Here is a 21,634-nt window from a genome sequence, read left to right on the forward strand (position 1 = left end):
CGGCCCACCCGGAAGCTGATCCAGGAGAAGAACGGGAGCAGCAGCAGGGACAGAGCGGTCAGCCGCCAGTCGAGTGCCAGCATCGCCACGACCGTGGCCACCACTGCGGTGAGGTTGGAGACCAGGGATGCGGCCGTGGACGACACGGTGGCCTGCATCGCCCCGATGTCGTTGGCGATGCGGGACTGCACCTCGCCGCCGCGGGTTCGCGTGAAGAAGGCCAAGGGCACCTTCTGCAAACGCTCGTAGACGGAAGTCCGGAGATCGTGCATGACCCGCTGACCGACCGTGGTGGACAGCAATGTCTGCAGGACGTCGAAGACGCCCGACACCAGGGCGATCACGATCATGCCCATGGCCAGGAGACCGAGTAGCCCGGTGCGCCCCTGGGGGATCGCGGTGTCCAGGATCTCGCGCAACAGGAAGGGTGAGGCGACGGCCACCAGCGAGGAGGCTCCGACCAGGAGGCCGACGAGGGCGATGCGCCCTCGGTAGGGCCGGAAGAGGCCCAGGACACGACGGAGTTCGTGGGGCCGCTTGGTGGGGCCGGGCGGGGCGGTTTCGGGAGTGCGGGCGGCGGGTGGACGGGGGTCCGGGGTCCTGAGGGAGTCTGCGGCGGGCATGGCTCAGTCACGGGCCTTGGTAGCGGGTCAGTCCTTCAAGGATAACTTGCTCGGTTTCGCACCTTTCGTTCCTGGAACGCGCTTCATGACGCACCGCATGAATGGCCGTACCGGCTGTCATCAGTGATGCGGTGCGCGCCATTCCACCGCACCATTCCACCGCGCCTTCGGCCGTCGTCCCGGCGGGGGTGGGAGGTGACGCCCTCGCGGCCCCCTCGCGGGCTGCTGAGGTGCTGTGGCAGCCCCGCCGGAGGCGGTGCCCTGCGGCCGGGCCCGCGCCCGGCCGGTCCGCATGAGCCAGCCCGCAGCGCGGCAAGACACCACCCGAGCCCGTGCCGACCGGCACCCTGGAACGCTACGGCTGCAGACCGAGCGCCTGCGGTCGATTCAACAAGTCAGGCACTCCCTCCGCTCCCGCGGAAAGGTGCCGGCCCGTGCGGGTCAGCCCGCCAGTTCCGGGTACAGGGTGGCAAGTCCCTCGGCCAGGCCCGTCTTGACCTGCCGGGACCTGTCGTCGGCCAGCACTTCGTAGGCGTCGGTTTCGATTCCGTCCAGCGCCTGCTCCGCCACGCTTCCTGGCGACGTCTTCGGTGTGTCGATGTGCGCCGAGAGGTCGGTGTCGACGCAACCGACGTGCAGCCCGGTGACGTTGATGCCGCGCGACCGTAGTTCCAGGCGCAGCGCGTTGGTCTGGGACCACAGCGCGGCCTTCGAGGCACTGTAGGCCTCCAAGTCGGGGGAGGCGATCCAGGACAGGACGGAGTGCACATTGAGCAGATGGCCGCCGCCATTGGCCTGGATGATCGGGACGAACGCCCTGGTCATATTCAACGGGCCGTAGAAGTTGGTCTCGAACTCGTGGCGGATGTCGTCCACCGGTGAGGTCAGGAGCGACGCTCTGAGGGTCGTGCCGGCGTTGTTGATCAGGATTGTGACGTCGCGCGCCCGCTCCGCCGCGGCGGCCACCGACGCGGGGTCGGTGACCTCCAGGGGTAGTGGGACCGCCTCGGGGTGGGTGACGCTCCGCGGGTCACGGGCGGTGGCGTAGACCTTCCTGGCGCCTCGGTTGCAGAGAGACTCGACCAGGGCCCGGCCGATGCCTCGACTGCCTCCGGTGACGAGGACTGTCGAACCTGCGACGGAGGTCATGGGTCTGCTCCTGGTCCGGTCGCCGCTGCGACCTATGACTATTTCTATCGTATACTAATGCACCCCTTTATTGCCGAGGTGGATGCAATCCGATCAAGTCGGTTCGAACGATCGCGATCGACGAGTCTCAGGGGGTCACGCACGTCAATTCCTCGGGCGCCTTATTCGACGAGATCGGAAACATCGGACCCGTTTACGGGAGTCCCCTCGCGACGCATTCCACAAGATCCCGGTGAGTCTGCGATGCCATCGTGCGACGCGGGCCGGGGAGGGGGTGCAGCCCACCCACAAGAATCCGGGGTGTCCTGTCGCAGTGAGTCGGATCTCACCCCGCTTCGACCTCCGGTGTCACGAGCCCACCGCCGGCAGGCGCACCACGCCGAAGCACGCCATCAGGAATCCGGAGCGACCATACGCCGACGCCAAACGCCCAACGGCTTGGACCAGGGGCGGAAAGGCTGTCGGACCTCGACACACCACACTCATCCAGCAAATCGACAGACCACCCCCGTGGTGTGGACACGATGACTGCCGGTTACGCGGTCGCAGACAGACGGTTCCCGAGGCGTAAGGAGCCCCTTCCGGAATTCTTCAGATGAATCTATTCCCGACGCGGAACGGATATCCGTCCACGGGCACCGGATGGCCAATCCGATCGCCGGAAGCATGTTCAGGTGAAATTCTGCCGCACAAGCGCGGACCCGCGCACATCGTGCTGCTGGGTACCCTGGCCGCCCTGTTCACGGGCTCCCTGCTCCTCATCGAGGACATCGACCAGCCGTACGCCGGGATCATCCGCATCACCGGCAAGACCGTGGCCGACACCGTCGACGACATCGGCGAGGACATCGCCACGGACCACCCGGGGCGCGCACCGCCGTTCGACGTCCGGGGCACCACTACGCGACGATCGACGGGGTGACCGGGGTCCGACGGGAGTGCGACTGCTGTGTCCGGGGCGTGGACAGCCGGAAGTGCCCCTCCGCGCACACCGCGTCCGTGAGCTCCCAGGGCGAATCCGCCCGCCGGCAGAGGGATGCCTGCAACGCGACGGGCGGGCACGGGGCCGCAAGGCGTGGCGGCCGTGCCGACGGTATCCTGGATCAGGGGCCGGCTCCTCCGAGAGGAGGCAGGTCCATGGGGGCTGCGCCGAGTACGGCGGTGGGAGTGTTGGGTGCCGGGCATCTGGGCTCGGCGATTGCCAATGCTCTCGTCCTGCGGGAGGTGACCCGCCGGGTGGTGCTGTACGACCGTGTGCGCGCGCGTGCTGAGGGCGAGGGCTGGGACATCGCGGACGCGGTGTCGCATCTACGGGAGCAGGACGTGAGGGTCACGGACGACCTGCGCCACCTGTCCGAGGTGGGTGTCGTGGTGGTGGCGGTGGGGCCGACCGTGGCCACCGGCCAGGACAGGCTTGAGCTGTTCGGCGTGAACGCCCCCATCATCAAGGACGTGGTGGCATCACTCGATGCGGTGGCGCCCGAGGCGGTCGTCGTCATCGTCAGCAATCCCGTCGAGCTGCTGACCAGAGTCATGCTGGAACACACGCACCGCCCACCGAATCTGGTGCTGGGCAGCGGGACGGTGAACGACACGGCTCGCCTCCGGTACGCGTTGGGACGGCGGATAGGCGTCGACCACGCCAACGTCCACGCCTACGTCATCGGGGAGCACGGGCAGAGCGCGTTCGTCGTCTGGTCGTCGGCTCTCGTCGGCGGAGTCCCGGTTACGGCGTTCCCGGCCGGCCCCGGCATCGGCTGGGACGAGGCGAAGAAGGATCTGGAGTCGTTCACCCATTCCAGGGGAGCGGAGATCCACCGGCGGAAGGGCCATACGAGCTTCGGGACGGCTACGGCGGTTGCGGCGCTGGTGCAGTCGGTGGTAAGGGACGAGAAACACATCCTGCCTGTTTCGTGCCTGGCGGCGTCAGGTTATGGCCTTCCACCCGGAACGGTCGTCTCCCTGCCCTGCGTGGTGGGCGCGTCAGGGGCTGAGCGGTGCCTCGTCCTTCCCATGGACGAAACGGAATCAGCGCGCCTGAACTCGTCCTACGCCGGCCTCCAAGCTGCCTACGATCACAACCCGTTGTGAGGGTGTCAAATCGGGTCTGCCGCACGATCGGGTGACATCTGAACTGGCTTTGCACCTCCCCTCCTACTGTGGAGACCGTGACCGGAGGGACAGTTGGGGGTCATGGCATCCAGGAAGCGCATCTACGACGCTGAGTTCCGTGAGGGGGCGGTGCGGATCGTGACGGAGACCGGGAAGCCGATTCCGGAGGTGGCCGAGGATCTGGGCATCCATCCCGGGACGCTGCACGGCTGGGTGTCGCGGGCGAGGCGTAACGGGTCGTCGTCGTCGGACCGGCCGGCGTCCGAGCCGCCGGGCGGCCGGCTGCGGGAGAGCGAGCGGGCGGAGCTGGAGCGGCTGCGGACCGAGGCCGGGGAGAAGGACAAACGCATCCGTGAGCTGGAGATGGAGCTTTCCGATCTCGTTGTCAAGCGGTAGGTGTAACAGGCGGTGATGATTGGTAGCGCTGTCCGTCACGGATCATCGCCCACAGGACGTTGACGCGGCGGTGGGCAAGGGCAAGCAGGGCTTGTTTGTGCCCTTTCCCCACGCTGCGCTTCCGGTTCGTAGTACGCCTTGGACTCCGGGCGGCATCGCAGGCTGACCATGGCCGATAGGTACCCGGCTCGCAGCAGTCCGCGGCGGTAGCGCCTGGGCCTGTGGAGGTTGCCGCTGACGCGGCCGGAGGCACGAGGTCTGGGCGCCAGCCCGGCGAAGCCGGCCGGCCGGTCCGCGCTCCCGAAGGCGTCCATGTCACCGCCGGTCGCGGTGATGAACTCGGCGCCGAGTCTGGGGCCCACCCCGGGCAGGCTGCGGATCACCTCGGCATTCGGATGCTCGAGAAACCGGGCCTCGACCAGAGCGTCAAGCTCGGCGACCTCCTCGTCGAGGGCCGTCACCCCGTTCGCAAGCCGGACCACCATGGTGGCGGCCAGCTTCTCGCCGGGCAGCGCGGTGTGCTGGGCCTGGGCGGCCTCCGCCACGGTTCGCGCCAGGGCGGCGGCGCCGTGAACCTTGCGGTTCTTCAGCCAGGTCTCGATCCGTTTCGCTCCCGCGCGGCGGATGGCGGCGGGGGTCTGATACCCGGTCAGCAACATCACCGGACCCTTGTTCGTCAGATCCGGAGCAGCTGAGGCGGACCCGTCCGTGGCGGTCGGAGCGATCAGCAGCTGCAAGGCCGAGGAGGGCATACCGCGGAACCGACTGGCGGACCGTGTGCCGCAAGGCTTACGGCGCACGGCTCCGGGGAATGTCCCCGGAGTCCGGACGCGGTGGGTGACGGGGCCCACGGGTATCGTCCGGCGGTCAGGGGGGTGGGCATGGGTGCTCTGACACCGTCGGCGTTGCCGCCGCGATGCCTGCCGACCGTCCCGTACCGGCCCCCCGACGACCTGGAGTGCGGAAGGCGCCGCCGGACGGAAGGACTTGACGGCTCGGCCCACGGGTCTCGTTGCCTGACGTACGCCCCGGGCAGCCGGGCGTGCGGCCCCGGCGATCAGACGCACGCACTTCCCAGCTCGGGGTACGGACATCCCGCTCCTGGCTGTGGAGTTGACGGCGCCTGGCGCGGACTGCCGTGCCCGGTGGACGGGCTTGGCGGTCGCCGCGCGTCAGCGCCTGGCGGGTGCCGCGGGCGGGCTCGGCCGGGTGACCCGCGCCACGTCGGCCGGCCGGTACCGTGTCCGGAGCGTGGATGACGACCGGCACCCATACCGAGGATCCGGCCGGCGACGCGCTTGCCGGACTGTTCGACCCTGCCGTCGCCGCAGCCCTGCGCACGGCGTTCGGCGACCGGCTGCGGCAGCCCTACATGCGCTGGCAGCGCGGAGGCTACAGCGGCGCCGTGCTCGCGCGAGTCCTGTACACCCGGCCGGACGGTGGCGACGACCACCTGATCGTCAAGGTGCTGCCGACCGCCGAGGAGGCCGGTGAACCCGACCGGCACAACCGGGCACGGGCGTCGGCCCCGGACTTCGCCGACCGACACATGGTGCTTCAGCCCTTTCTGCCGCTGGACCTGCCGGACGGGCGCCGCATCATGTTCCAGTCGGTGGAGGAGGACCTTTCGAACACCCACACCCTGGACAAGATCCGGACTGCCGACCTGCCCGAGGCGTGTGCGGCCCTGGTCCGGCTGCTGCTCGTGGACTGGAACGGGGCCGACTGCCGGCAGGTCCTGCGCAGGCCCGCGCCGACGGTCGCCGAGTATCTGCGCGACGAATTGCGCGACGCCCTGTCCCCGGGCCGGACGGCGTACACATGGGCCGACTCCCGCCATCTCCTGTCGCCCGACGAGGACTGTGTCGAGATGCCCGACGAGCCGGAGCCGCGGCTGTTGCCCAACCCGGTGACAGCCCTGCGCCCGGACTCGGTACTCGGGTCCGCCACGGTCGACTGCCTGATCGGCCACACCCACGGGGACCTGCACCAGGGCAATGTGCTCGTCCCGCTGCGGGGCGGGCTCTCGCGGGCCGACGGACGTCCGGCGCTCCGCCTCGTCGACCTCTCGCACTACGCGTCCGATGCTCCCCTGAGCCGCGACGTCGTCGCGCTCGTGCTGTCACTGTGCGGCGACCACCTGTCGTCCGTGGAGCACGGCACCCGGCGCGGCGAGGCGGCGGAGGACCTGCTCGAGCTCGTCCTCGACCCGTGGCGGGAGGAGCCATCGGGGTTGCTGCCCCAGAGCCTGGACGCGTCGGTCCGGGCCGTCCACCGCGCCTGCCACGACATCCTGCCGCCGAGTCATCGCGAGTCCTGGCACCGGCACTACCTGCTGTCGGTCCTCGCCGGCGCCCTGGTCCACCTGTCCTATGTGAGGCACGGCGAGTGGGGACGCTGGTGGTTCTTCCGGCTGGCCGCACGGGCCGCGCACGCGGCACTCCGGGCACTGCGCCCGGATGTCAGGCTCCCGGCCGATCCCCGGCGCCCACCCCTGATCTGCCGCTTCGTTCCCGGCGCGGCACACCGGCAGGAGCCCGCCGAGGCGACGCCCCGGCCGATCCACTGGCTCTCGACGACCGGGTATGGGCTGCTGACGGCCCCCGGAGGGCTGGTCGGGCGACAGCGGGAGACGGATGCCGTCCGGGCCTTCGTGGCCGGCTCCGGCCCGGACACCCCCGCCGCGCTGGTGGTGCGGGCGGTGGGCGGCATGGGCAAGTCGGCCCTGGTGTGGAACTTTCTCCAGACCGGTCTCACCGAGGTGCAGCGGCGGGAGCACAGCGCTTTCGACGTAGGTGTGTGGTGGTCCTTTTCCGACCTGGGGGGCGAGGCCGGGGCCCTCGTCCGCTCCCTCGCCTCGCTCGGCGGCCCGTCTTCGGACTCGCGGACGGACTCCGAGCTGTCCCGCGCGCTGTCCGTGGTGCAGAGCCGTCGCTGTCTGCTGGTTTTCGACGCCCTCGAACGACAGTTGTCGGTCTATCAGCACGGCGAAGGACCGAGTCGGCCCGGTGCGAGCGGAGGGTCGGCCGGAGCCGGCGAGGAGGACACCGAGTCCGGAAGCGGAACCGGTGAGGGCGGCCTCGGCCTCGGTATCGTCGACGAGCGGGTCGTCGCCCTGATTCAGGGTGTGCTCTCCGGCGGCGAGTCCAGGCTCCTGGTCAACACCCGGCTGGTGCCGTCGCTGCTCGAGAAGTCCCGGCAGGTCGCCCACCTCGATCTCGGGCCTCTGGACACCGCGGAGAGCAGTCTGCTCAGCAGACGGTTCGGGGTGTCCGACGACCCGGTGCTCGCCACAGAGATCGAACGGCTGACCGGCGGTCACCCGCTCTTGACGCAGATCGTCTGCCGTGCTCTGGGCTCCCGCCTCGTCACTCCGAGCGAACTGGCCACGGCCGTCGCCCACAGCGGCATCCCGGAGCAGGTCACCGACGAGGTCGCCGTGACCAGTGCGGCGGTCCTCGAAATGGTCGTGACCGCCCTGTCGGAACGGGAACGCCGAACGGCCCGCGTGGCCGCCTCCGCCGCCGATGNGCAGGTCACCGACGAGGTCGCCGTGACCAGTGCGGCGGTCCTCGAAATGGTCGTGACCGCCCTGTCGGAACGGGAACGCCGAACGGCCCGCGTGGCCGCCTCCGCCGCCGATGCCTGGACGACCGCCGAGGTGCACGCCATGCTGCGGCGGCTCGGCGACGCTGCCGAGAGCACCGACACGACGGAGCACACGCTCTCCAGGCTGGTCGGCCTCGGGTTGATGGGCAGGGTCACCGACAGCGACGGCACCGCCCGCTGGTCCATGCATCCGGTCGTCAAGGTGGCGCTGGCGCGCGAGGGCGACACCGGGGCGGTCGCCCTGGCCGTTCTCGCCGAGCTGCGGGCCAAGGGCGCGGACGTGACGCCGCCGCGCGTGCGCGGACTGGGGGACCTGCGTGGCCCGCTCGAGTTCTTCCACGCGCTGTGCGACCGGGCGGACGCCGACCCCGCTCTCCACGACGCCTACGACGAGGCCGGGTCGTACTACCTCCGCACGCTGCACACGCCGCTCACCTTCGCGATCCGCGAGCACCAGGAACGGATGACCCTACTCAACCGGCTGTGGCCGCACGGCATGCGGAGCGACAGCCCGTTGCGCACGCCCCAGATCCGGGCCGGTGTGCACAACGCCGCCGCGCTGACGTACCAGTGGCTGGGTCACAACACGCGCGCCGCCGAACTGCTCCGGGAGGCACTGCGCACCCCCGGCCGCGGCGCCGACCCCACGGCGTGGAGCAACCTTGCCTCCGTCCTGCTCTACACCGACGCCCTGGAAGAGGCCGGCGAGGCCGCGGTGACCGCGGTGCGTCACGCGCTGGCCAACGCGGCGGACACCTCGGTGCCGCTGACCTACCTCGCCCTGGTCCTGGCGCAGAGCGGTCGCCCAGTGGAGGAGGTCGTACGGCTGCGGGACCGGCTCGGCAGCGCCTACCCGACGCAGGAGTGGCTCGCCCTGCGGGACGGGGACCTGGCACTGTGGGCGGGTGAACCCGAGCGGGCGCTGCGCCTGGGGGAGCGGTCCCTCGCTCTGGCGAGTACCCGCCGCAGCGGATACACCGCCCCGCTCATCGAGGCGGGCCGCCTTACCGGACAGTGCCTGGTTGAGCTCGGACTGCTGGACGACGCCCTGCCGCTGCTGGAGCAGGCCCTGGGCCGCACGCGGCAGTTCGTCCTGGTCCAAGAGGAACTCCCGATCCGTATCGCCCTGGCCCGTGCATATGCGCCGCGCGACGCGCAGCGGGCCCTGCGCCTGCTGGCCGAGGGCTTCGACCACCGCGCGGAGGGCGAGTACCGGTGGTTCACCGCCGAAGCCCACGCGACGCGCGGGGACATCCTGCGCGACCTGGGCCGCACGGAGACGGCGGAGCGACACCGCGCCCGGGCCCTGGCGCTGGCGTCCAGGCCGACGGGATGGGAGTACGCGCCGCTGCTGCGCCGACTGAATCCCTCCTCGCTCACGGACGGTGAACGCCCGCTGCCGGCCCAGGTGTCGGCGCTGCTCGGCGAGCGGACCTGACCCATCGCACAGCGGCGGGCCCACCTTCATTCCGTGGACGCCACCGACGCCGCGCCCGAGCTGGGACGGTTCCCCGACGCGTGTGAGAACCATCGGCCGGAGTCACCCCCCGTTGTGCGGAGTCCCGCCGCACCACGTTGTGGAGTTCGGTCATCGCGGCCTGGAAGTCGGACGGGCGGGGCCTGCGACCGCCTCATTCAGGCACGCGAGACTCTCGTCCCGATCCACCACCTGCCCTCGGACCGAGAAGCGGTCCAGCAGGTCGTTCGCCGGCTCCCTCAGCAGCCCCGGCGTCCGAGGCCCGCCGGGTTCCGTGCGGCCGGCGCCTCCCCGGTGCAGGGTGACGGCTGCTTCCAGGTCCTCCAAGTCACCTGAGGCGGCGTGCCGTAGACGCAGCGCCACGGCGAGTCGGGGCCGACCATGCTTCCCGCTCGGCATGAGGCTCACGCCCGTCAGACCGTCGGGTCAGCGCCCAGGCGATCCAGTTCTCGCATCGCCTGGACGAAGTCCTCTCGGTCATTGCTCTGGAACCGTCGGAAGAACCAGTCGGGCACTCGGACCTGTTGCAGCCGAGTCTGGAGGAGCACGTCCTGGACCTGCCGGGCCAGTTGGAGCAGTTCAGGCACATTCTCGGCGGGGCACCCGCGCGAGACGTGTGCACGCATGGCATCCATGACCACCGCCTGTGCGTGTTCACGAGCCCCGGCGGTGTCCCACTGCGCGGCAGCGGTCTCCACCCCGAGCAGGAGAAGTCCCAGCGAAGGCACGAACCAGTGGAGCAGCAGGTCGGACACCGTCATCGAGCCTGCCAGCCCCGTCACGACACCGGCCAGGCTCCAGACCAGCAGTCCGTACGTGACGGCCGTGGCGTACCGTCGACGCACCCGGGCACCCCAGCCGAGGGTTTGCAACTGGCAGGCGAGGACGTCCAACGGGCGCTGCAACGCTGTTGCTTCGTAGAAGTAGTCGCGCAGCCGTTCCTCTGACGCTCTGTACCCACGAGCCACGCGGCCCACCTCCTGGGCGGGGACCGCCGGGCCACCCCCGAGGACGGTGTTCCACGGGAGCCCGAGCAGACGTACATCGAACATTTCCTGGAGCAGGGCCGCCCGCCGCTTCTCCGTGATGCCCCGCAACCGCGCCCCCGCCGCGTACGCGAGTGCCCACATCAGACCGAGCAGGGTGCCCGGTGTCTCCAGGGCGGGGACGAACACGCCTGCCACGCCAACCGCCGCCAGGAGCAGCGAGAGCCAGATGTGCGCCAGGGCAAGCCGTTTGGCCCGGCTGTGGGAGACGGAGGCCGCCTTGAGCAAGAGCAGCAGGTCGGGGTCGTTCTGCCGGTGGAGAATCGATGTTCCCGGTGCGGCCAAGGCATGTCCCCCGATGCGTTGACGCGCCGCCGCGGGCCCAGGGCGGTCGGCTCGGCGGCGTACCGACCGCGAGAGGAGTCATGCCCAGACAGAGCCACCTACATACGTCGAAAGGCCGTGTCTCCGGGCCATCAGGAGAACCGCGCGGCGCCACTGGGTCGGGAGCACGGCCAAGGTCAGTGAGCCCGCACCTCCAGCCGCCCGTCCGTGCTGAGCAGCGCGATCAGCCTGCCATCGCGGGAAAGGGCGACATCGGCGCCGGTGCCGGACTGTTCGAGCTGGGTGCCGCCGTCCATGGTCGGAATGGACAGCCGTCCCCGCCTGAGCCAGAACAGCGTCCCCGTCTCGGTGCAGATCAGCCGCATGCCCTTCGCTCCCAGCGCCTCCCTGCCCTCCCTCTTGGTGAGCTTGCGGCTGTACATCTCTCCTCCGTCGCTGGTGCGCCATACGACGACCTCCTCGAAGGTGACGCACCCGACATGGCTGCCCGAAGGCGAGACCGCGAGTTGCAGGCCGGGATCAGGGGTCGTCTTCCGCATGAACCTGGGCAGAAACGACAGGCTGTTGGCCACGCTCCGTCGAAGGGGCTCCTGGCCACGGCGGTAGATGTGTACCTCTCGTGAACTGGCCATGGCGATGACCGAGGCGTCGATACTGACCGCGCTCGCCATCATCGAAGGCGGGCAGGACAGGGTCTCGATCGGCGTCCCGTCCTCGAAGTCCCGGACGGTCAGCTGGTGTCGGTCGTGCGTGGCGAACACGTCCCCGCCGCTGGTCACCAGGAAGTGCTCGCCGTTGCCCAAGAGGACCGGCGGCCGAGGGATCGCCCGTCCTCCCTGCGGGAAATGGGTGATCTCCAGTTGCTTCGGGCGAGCCACCAAGACGGTGTGCGTCAGGGACGCGACCAGCGACTGATGGCCCAGACGTAGGCGCGGCGCGCGGCCCGTGGTGCCGGGCAGCTCGTCCCCGGAGGCGGTCCAGCGGCGCACGCCTCCCTTGCCGTCGATGGCCACCACCGTGTCATCAGGGCCGAATCCGACCACGGCCAGCTCGTCCGGCGCCCCTGTCCGTGTGTCCCACAACCGCCGCCGAGGCACCTCGTCCGGTACGAACTCCGCCGCCCATTCTCGTGCGGCAGGGCCCACCCGTCCGAAGCCGGCGGCCATGGAGAAGGAGTCCCTGCCCGGCTCCAGCGGTGACAGCCTGGCCTCGGCGCCCTTCCCCTCGCTCCGTGCCAGCACTTCGCCACCTGCGTGGGCCGCGAGCCGGGCGAACCATGTTCGGCCGGCTTCGCTGATCTTCGTGTAAGTCGTGAAGCGCAGCGCCGTCGCCATGAGGGACAGCAGAAACTGGCGCTCCCACGGATCGCCCCAGCCACGCATCGCCTCACGGGCGGCAAGGCGGACCGTTGCCACAAGATCGGCCGCCTCGGGGACGATCCGCGCGCGATGAGCGGCATCCGGGTCCACGATGAACCGGATGAGGGCGTGGCGCTGATCGGGCGGCAGCTCCTGCTGGTGATCTACGTGCGGCACCAGAGCGGACAGCAGCAGGGTGGCCACGTCGCGGCCGAGATCCGCGCTCACGCTGAAGGTGCACAGATCGATGAGCCGGTACGCCTGTGGCTGCACCAGCTTTTCCTCTCTGGGCACGAGAACATTGTCCAGGTGGAGGTCACCGTGGCCGAGTCCCCGCAGGATCGTGATCACCGGATCCGTGAGCGCTGAATGCCCTCCCTCGACGAGCAGGTAGGGATTCGGCAGCCGCATTCCGTCGCTGTAGAGCCAGGGCGGTGCGGGATCCAGGACGCGTAGCTCCTGACCGAACGCCTGGAGGGAACCGCCGTGCCTCCACACGTCGTTGAGCTCGCGGCGGAGGAACTCCGAGACCGTTGTCTGCTCGAGCCCGGCGTCCTTCAGCACGTCTTTGTTCCAGTCGGAGAGCAGTCCCCGGACAACCGCCTCGATGACCGGTTTCCGTTCATCGTGAGGGAGGGCCCCCGCTGGGAACACATCGGTCAGGCTGTCCCCGGCGACTTCTTGGAACATCACCGTCCTGCCGTCCGGGAGGTCCAGTGACGGATGAGGCTGATCAACCAGGTGTTGCCGTGTGAATTGCTCGGCGGCCTTCAACGCCTCCGTATGGGCGGCTGCCTCCGTGCCGGGCAGTCCAGCGCAGATCACCTTGACGACGAGTTGCTGAGGCGGGGGCGCGACAAGGGCGACGAACAGGACGGCGCCGTTGTAGCTCGTGCCCGGCGAGGTCCACACCGGCCGTCGCAGATGCAGATCGGACCAACCAGTGTCCTGTGCCTGACGCAGGAGACTCTCGACGACCTCTGGCCCGCAATGTGTGGTGATCCACTGGAGGTCTTCCTGGGGGATGCGCAGTGGCACCGGGGGAACCTTTCGGAAGGAGCGTAAGGAGATTGTCCAGCGTGGCATGAGGCGGGATCGCCTGAGCGAGATATCGGCCGAATCACCCCTCGAATGACATCAGATCACCGGTTGCTCGCCTTTCGCATCGTTCTCACACGGAGCCTTGCCCAACCCGCGAGCCCGGCTGGCCGGTTGGGCTGACAGACTGGTGAAGGCCCTGGTAGATGGGTTTTCGACCAAGAAGAACCCGTGCCCACCAGAGGCTTCGCATGCCCGTCTACCCGTCCGGGCTGGACGTGTCCAGCGGGAAGACCAAGGCGACACCGCCAGGTAGCCGGTTGTTGACGTGCCCCACGAACGCGCAAAGTGCGGCTTGTCATGGCGCAGGACGGGGGGCCAAGAACACCGCCCCAGCACCCCTCCTACTGAGTACCGGTACTCATGCGCTGGGCCGGACCACGCCGGCAGTCTTTGGGCGTATGAGCACGAGCACAAGCCTGTGGCGCTGGGCAAAGGAGTACGACGGGCCGGTGGCGTTCCTGGTCGCAGTGGGGGACCTGGTCCTGTCCGGTGTTCTGTTGCAGTCGGTGATCGCCTCCGGGATCACGTCAGGGGCACCGAACGATGCAGAACAGGCGGCCGTGCGGCAGGCTCAGGACACCGCACAGACGATCTGGGGCGTGTGGCTCGCCGCCGGACTCCTGATCGCGGCTGCGCTACGGATGCCGCGTACGGCGATGGTGCACTTGGCCGCCATGCTCGCGATCCCGGGCGCATTCGTGGCCTACGTCGCGGCGCACCACTGAGAGTCGCGACGTAGGGGACCGGGCCTGCGCCAGCTACGCCGCCACGACGTCGTCCGTCTGGTCCTCGGTCTCGGACGACGACCAGCGGACCTCCGACATCCGCCGGCAGCGACATGACCGTGCCGGAAAGGACGCTGCCCTGGCGCGGCGGCGCGCCGAGGAGGAAGCCGCCTCGGTCGCCGAGATCCGAGCTCTGCACGGAGCCGAATGCCAGCAGCTGTGTCCGCTGGTGGCCCGGTCCGCCCGGTGCCGACGAGCACCCCGTTCCTGTGCCACCGTGTGCCCTGCCATGGTCATGAACCACCCCCGGCCGCAACGGAGTTGCAATACGCCAGATTCCTTCGCCCTGTCAGCCCTTCACGCCTTTCAGCCTGGTTCTCACTATAATCTCCAACCGTCAGTCAGACGCCGGGCAGGGAGCGAGTGCCGGATACGCGTCGTTGTCCGGCCGGAAGGTGGGTATGCCCTCCGATACACGGCACCGGCAAGGGCCGTGCGACGCCCGCGAGGAGGACACCGACGATGTTCTGCCACGTCTCCCCCCGGTGGAGGCCCTGATGTCCGCCAGCGGCGCTGTGAGCCCCGAGGCCGAGGAGAAGGCCGTGGACACGGCCTGGCGCGTCCATGCCGCGGTGGGGGAATGGACAGCCCGGGTCGATGCCAAGGCATCCTTCGCCCTCACCCTCGAATCGGCCGCCGGAGCCGCGATCATCGCGCTTTCCGGCAGCGGCAACATCTTCGTTGGCCCGCACGGCTGGGCGGTCCGGTGCCTGTTCTGGTCCGGCTGTGCGTCCATCCTTGTCGCGGCCGTCCTCGCGGCACTCGTCGTCACGCCCCGCCTGCGAACCTCCGCCCTGCGGGCCGAAGCACCCGACAATTTCCTCTATTTCGGCCATCTGATGCACCGTGAGGCCGAGGAACTGGCCGAGTCGCTGCGGCGCGCCCAGCCGCTTCCCGTGCTCAGCCGGCAACTGGTCATCATGAGCAGAATCGCCTGGACCAAGCACCGGCACTTGCAGTCCTCCTTGGTCTCCTTCGCACTCGGCCTCGCCCTCGTGGTGCTCGCCGCGGTTGCGGCCTGACGGCGCCCGACCCCACTCACGCACCGGCGTACAGGTGCGCCGCCCAGAGGGACGGGGCCCACGGCCGCCGCGCTCGCCCTTGGTGCAGGGCGAGGTGGAGGGCGTACGCCGCGTCCCGCGTCTGCGGCGCAGTACCGCCCTCCCCCGTCAGCCGGGTGTAGAAGTGGACGGCGATCTCCTTGGCCGCGGTGTCGTCGACAGGCCAGAGGGTGCCGATCACCCGGCGGTAGCCGGAGAGCAGGAACCCGGCTGTGATGTGCACGGACTCGTCCGCCAGCCGCTGGTTGGTCAGCGTGGTACTGCACGCCGACAGGTAGGCGAGGTCGGCGCCCTTGATGTGCAGGGAGGAGATCGCGTCGACCGTGAGCCGCGCCGTCCCGCCATCACGTCCGTTGCCGTTGCCGTTGCCGTTGCCGCTGCCGTCGCTCAGCAGCAGTCCGCTGCGTCCCGGAGCACCCCACTCGCTGACGGCGTGGCAGGCGAAGTGCACCACCGGGTGGGCGGGCAGCCTGTCCAGCACGGTCCGCGGCGTGCTGTGCGGAGGACCGACCCGGGTGGCGCCGGGCAACAGGACGGCGAGGCGTTCGATCTCGGTGGTCACGTGCCGCAGCGGCCGGGGCGCTCCGGCCGGCCGGGCCATGTCGACCAGCAGGGCACCTGTACCGGTCCCGGGCGCGGTGGCACCGAAACCGGTGACCGGTGCCGTCGTCCGCGCGGGCCGCCGCGCGTGGGCCAGGGCCCGGATGGTCGGCGTCCACGAGGAGACCGCCCGGTCCATGACGGTGCGGGCGGGCCCGCCGCGCGTCGGGTCCTCCTGGTGGTGGCCGGAGGCGTGCCAGGGAAGGAAGGCGGTGACACCGGCCGGGCACCACCAGATCCGCGGCCACTCACCGGGGCCATCGTCCGGCCCGAACGACCGGGTCAGTCCGATCCGCTCCAGCACGGGCCCCGCCACCCGGTCCCACTGCCACTCCAGGGTCTCGGTGAGTACCCGCATGCGCCGCTTGGCCTGCGCGTAGTCGGTCACCGGCGGAGAGCCCGGCACACGCCCCTCAAGAAGCCGTTCAGCCCGGCCGATCACCCGGTTCTCGGTCACGTCCGGCAGGCCGATCACGATCACGGGGGAGCAGGGGTCCGGGGTCACCACCAGTGCGTCACCCCGGTGCCTGCCGACCGCCAGCATGATGATGTGGCCGCGGTCCGCCTGCCTGCGGAGCGTCTCCACGGCGGGGCGCCCCAGGAAGTCCTCCAGTGTGGGAAGGGCCCGGATCCGGGTGAGGAGTGCGTGCCATTCCGCATCCATCGAGGCCCGTTCGGCGGCGATGCGCCGCAGGGCCCGACCGGGACCGTGCGGACCGCCGCCGGGACTGCTGCGACCGCCGGAGCTGTCCGCACCGGACGCTTCGTCGGCCCGCCCGGCGTACGCCTCGTCGAACTCCTCGCGGAGTCTGATGTGGTCGGCGGCGTCCCGTCTGTTCCGCAGAGCCTCGAACTCTTCGGCCAGCTCCGTGGAGGCTGCGCGCAGCTTGTCCAGGTCGCCCCGCATGTCGAGGGTCTGCTGGAGCATCACTCCGCGTGCCTGCTCCAGCAGTTCCACGGCCCGTGCCGGATCACCGTTGCTCAGTGCCGCTCCGGCCGCCTCGCTGCCCAGCCCCTCCATCTCCCCGAGCCCGAACTCCCGATCCGCGCGCGTCAGCCGCCAGGGAGCGAGCTGCGCGAGCAGGTCCACGGCGGACTCGTAGGACCGTAGGGCCCGATCGGGCTCGCCGGCTTCCAGGGCGGCCCGGCCGAGCGCGCGGGCCGCCTTGACCCGGTCCCCGACCGGGCTGACCGCGGAGCGTACGGCCCTGTCCAAGAGGCCCAGCGCCTCCTCCAGGTAGGTCCGGTCCGCCTCGGCGCGCCAGGCGCTGCGAAGCGCTGCGGCACAGCCGGTCAGAACGGACGCCTCGTCGGGATGGTCGGGGGCCAGGGAGGCGACGGCCCGACGGGCGGTGGCCACCGCCTCGCGCAGGGCGCGGGGCGAGGAGTCGTGGCGGTACCTGAGCCGCCACGCGGCGGTGAGGTTGGCGAGCCGGTGCGTCTGCTCGGGGTGTCCGGGCGGCGAGAGGGCGACGGCCCGGCGCCCGGCGGTGACGGCGGCGGCCAGTTCCCGCGCGCCGCCGGTCGCGGCGTACCGGAACATCAGCGCCGCGCAGAGGTGGGAGAGGAAGACGGGTAGGTCCGGGTGGCTGCGCTCGGTGACGACGACCGCGGTGCGGGCGGCGGCGACCGCCTCGCGGATCGTCCGCTCGGCGTCCTGCGGATCCTGCCGCTGGTGCAGGATCAACAGGGCCCCGGAGAGGTTCGACTGGTACATGGACCGGTCCGGGTGACCGGACGGGCACTCCGCGGCGGCCTCGCGGGCCGCTTCGACCGCCTCGGTCAGGTGCCGCAGCTCGTTGCCGCGCTGGTAGCGGGCCTGGAGCCCCAGGCTGATCTGGGACAGCAGCCGAGGTCGGAGCGGATGCCCGGCCGGAGCGAGGCGAAGCCCTTTCTCGGCAGCGCGGAGGCCCTCGACCAGGACGTCCGGCTCGCCGGTGCGTTCGTGCCGCGACCGCGATGCCATCGCGAGGTTCAGCAGGTACAACGGCCGGTCCGGGTCGTCGCGGTGCGCGGTGCGGACGGCGTCGTCGGCCGCGGCCGCGGCGTCGGTGAGCAGGGCGAGGGATCCGGTCCGCCGGTAGCGTCCGAGGAGGATGCCGCAGTGGTTGCTCAGCAGGGCGGGCCGCGCCCGGTGAGTCTCGGGCACCGAGTCCACCGCGAGCCTGGCCGCGGCCGCGGCCGCCTCGGCCGCGTCGTCGTCCTGGGCGAGGTCGCTCCACTGGTGGAGAGTGGCGGCCACGTTTGCCATGCGCAGGGGGTATTCCGGCTGCGCCGGTAGCAGGGCGGACATCAACCGGCGGGCACACTCCGCGGCTTCCCGCAGCGCGGCACGGTCTCCGATGCGGTCGTAGCGCATGCGGAGCACCCCGGTGAGGCTGGAGAGCAGGCCCGCGAGCGTCGGTGAGCCGGCCGGCGTGGCGCGGATCGTCTCGCGCCGGAGCGCCACCGCCTCGTCCAGGACCGCCAGTTCCCCGGTCCGCTCGAAAAGCGTCGCCAACGCGGTGGACAGGTTGGACCGCGCGGCGACCGCGGTGGTGCTCCCCGGGCGCGCCGCGTCGACGGCCCGGCGCGCCGTGGTGATGCTCTCCTCCAGGACCGACTCGTCCTCCACTGCTTGGGCGCGGACGAACAACTGGTGGGCCAGTGAGGTGAGATGGGCGGCTTCGTCGGCGTGGCCGGGCGGCGTCGCGGCCACCGCGCCACGGCCGATGTCCACCGCCTCGTCGAGATCGGCGGTGGCGCCGGTCCGGTAGTGGCGGTCGAGCAGGGAGTTGGCGAGATTGCCCTGGATCTTCAGGTGTGCGGATCCGCCGTAGGCCGCGGCCTGTACGGCGAGTCGGCCGGTGTCGATCGCCTCGTCCAGAACCCGGGGGTCGCCGGTGCGGTCGTAGACGTCCTGCAGGGCGAGCACGAGGTTGCCGAGCGTGTCGGCTCTGGCCGGGTGGCCGGGCGGCGTGGCCGCCACCGCTTCCCGCAGGGCGTCGACCGCGGCGGACAGCGCGGGTCCGCAGTCCGCCGCGGAACGTGCCGTAGCGCGCAGGGCCCGGCCGAGCGTCAGCAGGTACCGGTGCCGTTCCGGATGGCGAGCGGGCATTGCGGTGAGAGCCGCGCGGCAGATCTCGGAGCACTCGTCGAGGACGGATGGGTCGCCGGTGACGCGGTACAGGTCGAAGAGGGACTGGGCCAGCGCGAGCCCGAACTCCTCGGGTCCGTCGAGGGCGTCGCCGCCGCACTGCACGGCCCGTCTGGCCGCGTCGACGGACTCCCGTACGGTGTCGGCGTCCGCGCGGAGTGTTCCCAGCGTTCCCAGTACGGCGGAGAGGTTGGCGAGGGGTACGGCGGCCGAGGGACCGTCGGGCCCGAGGGAGACAGCCAGCCGAGCGTGGGTCGCCGCCTCAACGAGGGCGTCCTCGTCGTCGGTGAGCTCGTGATGCGACAGGAGGGCCAGGGCGAGGTTCGTGCGGTTGCGCGCCCGGCTTCCGGACGGTGCGGGATCGAGGGAGACGGCCCTGCGGCCCGCTGCCAGGGCCTCGCGCAGGTCCTCCACGTCACCGGTCCGGCCGTAGCGGGCGTGCAGGGCACCTACGAGGCTCATCAGGCGGTCGGCCAGGTCGTGGTCGGCCGGTCCGGCGGCCGGTCCGTCCTGCGCCGCCGGAGCCGGACCGATTCCGGGGCCGGACCGGGGATCGGGCCCGGGGTCGGTTTCAGTGCCGGGGTGCGTGTTCACGGCGGGCTCCGTCGCCGCGGCCGCCGTGGTCTCGCCAGGCCGGAGAGCCTCACGCGCCGCCGCGACGGCGTCGTCCAGCAGCCCGGCCGCGTCATCGAAGCGGGCCAGGGTGAGCAGAGCGGCAGAGAGGTTGGACAGGTAGCCTGCCCGGCGGCCGGTGCCGGCCGGCTCGGTGGCCGCCAGGTGCCGCAGGACGAACAGGGCCGGCCGCAGGGCCGTTCCGCCGCGGCGGCCCTGTCCGTGCCGTTCCATCGCGGTCACCATCCCGTCGTGGCACGCGCCGGGCGAGAGACCGGGGGCCGCAGGGGGGCCGACGCCGGGCAGACCGGTCACCGCGGCCCGCTCGTAGAGATCGCGGACGGCCCGAGGCGGCTCCGCGCCCTCGGCGACCAAGGGCAGGAAGTACCAGGCGGCCGTCCGCAGGTCCGCCTCCGCGCTTTCCCCGCCGGCTTCTCGGGCCGCCGCGTGTCGGAGGTGCAACCGTCCGGCCGCGACGGCCACCTCCACGTCGTCGAACAGGTCGCCGGTTCGCTCCAGCAGGCGCGCCAGGGCCTCCTCAGCGCCGTCCCTGCCGTCGCCGCCGGGCGTCTCGGCGTACGCCCGGACGGTCGCGAGGAGGGCCGCGCGGTCGGCCGCGGGCCGGGTCACCTGGTGTCCCCGGCAGCCGGAGATGTGTACAGCCAGGCGTCCGCCTGGAAACGCTTCACCACTGCGGTCACCCGGGTGAAGTCGCCCGGGTCCAGCCCAGGATGGCCCGGAGCCACTACCTGCTCGTAGAGGAACGTGCTGACCAGCACGCCGAGCTCGGCGTTCCGATGGGGCGCGAGGGCGTCGCGCAACGGAAGGCTGTCCAACAAGCGGCAGAAGCCGAGGACCGCCTCCCCCTCGTAGCCGTTGGCCCCCGCCGCGAACGTGCCGACGTCGCAGGCCATCCGCAGGCGCATTCGGTCGGTGTGCCGGTCGTTGTCCTGACGGAGCAGGGCCGCCGTCGAGTTGACCAGCCCGGGCAAGGCCCGGGTGACGTCGGTTCGCAGCGGCAGGACGACGTTCATGCCGTCCCCGTTGCGCTGGTGGTTCGTCTGCGTCAGGTCGAACCCGAGGTCGCTGAGGACCTCGCGGATGAGTCGGTCCAGACGCCGCTGGAGGGCCGATCTGCCCGACGCGTCCCGGTCGGAGTAACCCACCACGTCGACACCGAAGCCCATGCGCATCTCGGTGAGGCGGCTCACGACCCCCGCCCCTTGCCCGTACGAAGGCGCAGAGCCCCGCGCCATGGGCGGCGCCGACTGCTCGGCCACCCGGAGAGCGGGGACGGGCACGGGCAGCCGTACGGTGAACCCGTCGGTGCCGGTGTGGGGGTGCATGCCCAGCGCCGCCTCCTCGGTGAGGGCGTAGCCCGCCTTCGCCGTGACGCGCACCTCCTCGCGGTCGGCCGGCACCAGCAGGACGAACCATCCGGTGTGCGAGCCCAGCCGGACCTCGCCGCCGTCCACCGCGCGATGACGCCAGCGACAGGTGTGTCCCCCGACGCCGAAGACGGTGATGTCCGGCGTGAGCGCGGGCAGCGGCACGCGTGTGAGCGGGCCATCACCGCCGCCTTCCCCGTCCCCCGTGCCGTTCGCCTCCGGCAGGGCGAAGTCCAGGTCCCGCGTCAGTACGTAGGTCTGTGCTGGCTCGGGCCCGGTCACGCCGGCAGGCAGGGCCGCGGTGACGACGAGGTCCCTGGCGTCGAACGAGAAGCCCGCCTCCACCCAGCGCGGTCCCGGTACCTCCGGGTCGAAATCCACGTCGTACCGCGCCTTGACGAGATACGCGTCGACGCCCGGCAGCCCGGACGGGGCAGGCGGTAGGGACCGCATCTGCCAGCCGTGGAAGACGATGTTGCCGACCGTGGCCCCCGTCGGATGCGCCGTCCAGGAGCGGACGTCGTCCACCAGGTACAGCCCGACCTCGGCCAGCGGTTGGGCCTCCTGCGGAGGTAACTCGGCACCGGACTCGGCGCTTTCGGCCAGGAACTCCATGGACACGGCTCGCTTCCGTCGCTGTACGGGCCCGCCGGCCCGACGAGTCATGACCGTCCGCACTCGGACGTTCCACCCCGCGGCTCGCGGGGCGCGGGGTAAGTAGTACGAAGGGTAGTCATTCGGTCGGACGAAAGCCCGACAGAGCGGCAGAGTGGGGACGTTCCCGAGCTCATCGGTCCCGAGGCATCGCACGGGCTGTCCATGGGCGAACTGCTGAACACCTATCGGCGCATGGAGGACCCGGACGTCTCGCGCGAGACCGTACGTGCACTGAGAAG

At 70.9% G+C, this 21,634-nt stretch carries 11 protein-coding genes and 1 pseudogene; 5 read left to right on the forward strand and 7 right to left on the reverse strand.

Annotated features, from left to right (window positions below):
• Together QMZ92_RS33570 and QMZ92_RS33575 are read right to left on the reverse strand one after the other, a co-directional pair.
• On the reverse strand, nucleotides 1-623 hold a 623-nt coding region (locus tag QMZ92_RS33570), incomplete at its 3' end, for an ABC transporter transmembrane domain-containing protein (RefSeq protein ID WP_283301386.1).
• A 441-nt stretch (nucleotides 624-1,064) separates the two neighbouring features.
• Nucleotides 1,065-1,772: an SDR family oxidoreductase gene (locus QMZ92_RS33575; RefSeq protein WP_283301389.1), complete on the reverse strand. Its 708-nt coding sequence runs from the start codon at nucleotides 1,770-1,772 to the stop codon at nucleotides 1,065-1,067.
• Nucleotides 1,773-2,484: 712 nt separating this feature from the next.
• On the opposite strand from QMZ92_RS33575, the gene QMZ92_RS33580 reads away from it, so the two are divergent.
• The 3 genes from QMZ92_RS33580 to QMZ92_RS33590 all read left to right on the forward strand — a co-directional run bounded on the left by QMZ92_RS33580 (nucleotide 2,485) and on the right by QMZ92_RS33590 (nucleotide 4,280).
• The gene (locus QMZ92_RS33580; protein ID WP_283301391.1) at nucleotides 2,485-2,694 is read left to right on the forward strand and encodes a hypothetical protein; all 210 of its coding nucleotides are present in this window, start codon (nucleotides 2,485-2,487) and stop codon (nucleotides 2,692-2,694) included.
• A 215-nt stretch (nucleotides 2,695-2,909) separates the two neighbouring features.
• Entirely contained in the window at nucleotides 2,910-3,863 is a 954-nt protein-coding gene (locus QMZ92_RS33585; RefSeq protein WP_283301393.1) for a malate dehydrogenase, read from the forward strand.
• Nucleotides 3,864-3,965: 102 nt separating this feature from the next.
• Complete coding sequence (locus tag QMZ92_RS33590) at nucleotides 3,966-4,280, forward strand: transposase (protein WP_283301395.1); 315 nt, start codon at nucleotides 3,966-3,968, stop codon at nucleotides 4,278-4,280.
• On the opposite strand, the pseudogene QMZ92_RS33595 reads toward QMZ92_RS33590, so the two are convergent.
• The 3 genes and pseudogenes from QMZ92_RS33595 to QMZ92_RS33605 form a co-directional block, all read right to left on the reverse strand.
• A pseudogene (locus QMZ92_RS33595) lies at nucleotides 4,270-4,969 on the reverse strand (transposase); the annotation flags it as partial. The gene QMZ92_RS33590 and the pseudogene QMZ92_RS33595 sit on opposite strands and share 11 nt — an antisense overlap.
• Before the next feature lie 4,810 nt (nucleotides 4,970-9,779).
• The gene (locus QMZ92_RS33600) at nucleotides 9,780-10,697 is read right to left on the reverse strand and encodes an S-4TM family putative pore-forming effector (protein WP_138051386.1); all 918 of its coding nucleotides are present in this window, start codon (nucleotides 10,695-10,697) and stop codon (nucleotides 9,780-9,782) included.
• A gap of 176 nt (nucleotides 10,698-10,873) precedes the next feature.
• Nucleotides 10,874-13,093 carry a hypothetical protein gene (locus QMZ92_RS33605; RefSeq protein ID WP_283301399.1) on the reverse strand — a complete coding sequence of 740 codons (2,220 nt, stop codon included), beginning with the start codon at nucleotides 13,091-13,093 and terminating at the stop codon, nucleotides 10,874-10,876.
• Nucleotides 13,094-13,554: 461 nt separating this feature from the next.
• On the opposite strand from QMZ92_RS33605, the gene QMZ92_RS33610 reads away from it, so the two are divergent.
• Entirely contained in the window at nucleotides 13,555-13,881 is a 327-nt protein-coding gene (locus QMZ92_RS33610) for a hypothetical protein (RefSeq protein WP_283301401.1), read from the forward strand.
• 557 nt (nucleotides 13,882-14,438) lie between these two features.
• Entirely contained in the window at nucleotides 14,439-14,963 is a 525-nt protein-coding gene (locus tag QMZ92_RS33615) for a Pycsar system effector family protein (RefSeq protein ID WP_199800621.1), read from the forward strand.
• Nucleotides 14,964-14,979: 16 nt separating this feature from the next.
• Here QMZ92_RS33615 and QMZ92_RS33620 read toward each other — a convergent pair whose 3' ends face one another.
• Together QMZ92_RS33620 and QMZ92_RS33625 are read right to left on the reverse strand one after the other, a co-directional pair.
• Nucleotides 14,980-19,980 carry a CHAT domain-containing protein gene (locus QMZ92_RS33620; protein WP_283301404.1) on the reverse strand — a complete coding sequence of 1,667 codons (5,001 nt, stop codon included), beginning with the start codon at nucleotides 19,978-19,980 and terminating at the stop codon, nucleotides 14,980-14,982.
• A complete protein-coding gene (locus tag QMZ92_RS33625; RefSeq protein ID WP_283301405.1) occupies nucleotides 19,977-21,359 on the reverse strand; it encodes a hypothetical protein in 1,383 nt (460 codons plus the stop codon). Before QMZ92_RS33625 ends, QMZ92_RS33620 begins: the two co-directional genes overlap by 4 nt.
• Nucleotides 21,360-21,634 lie beyond the last annotated feature (275 nt).

Origin of the sequence: Streptomyces sp. HNM0645 (assembly GCF_030056615.1) — a bacterium.
In the GTDB taxonomy this organism is placed as follows: domain Bacteria; phylum Actinomycetota; class Actinomycetes; order Streptomycetales; family Streptomycetaceae; genus Streptomyces; species Streptomyces marianii.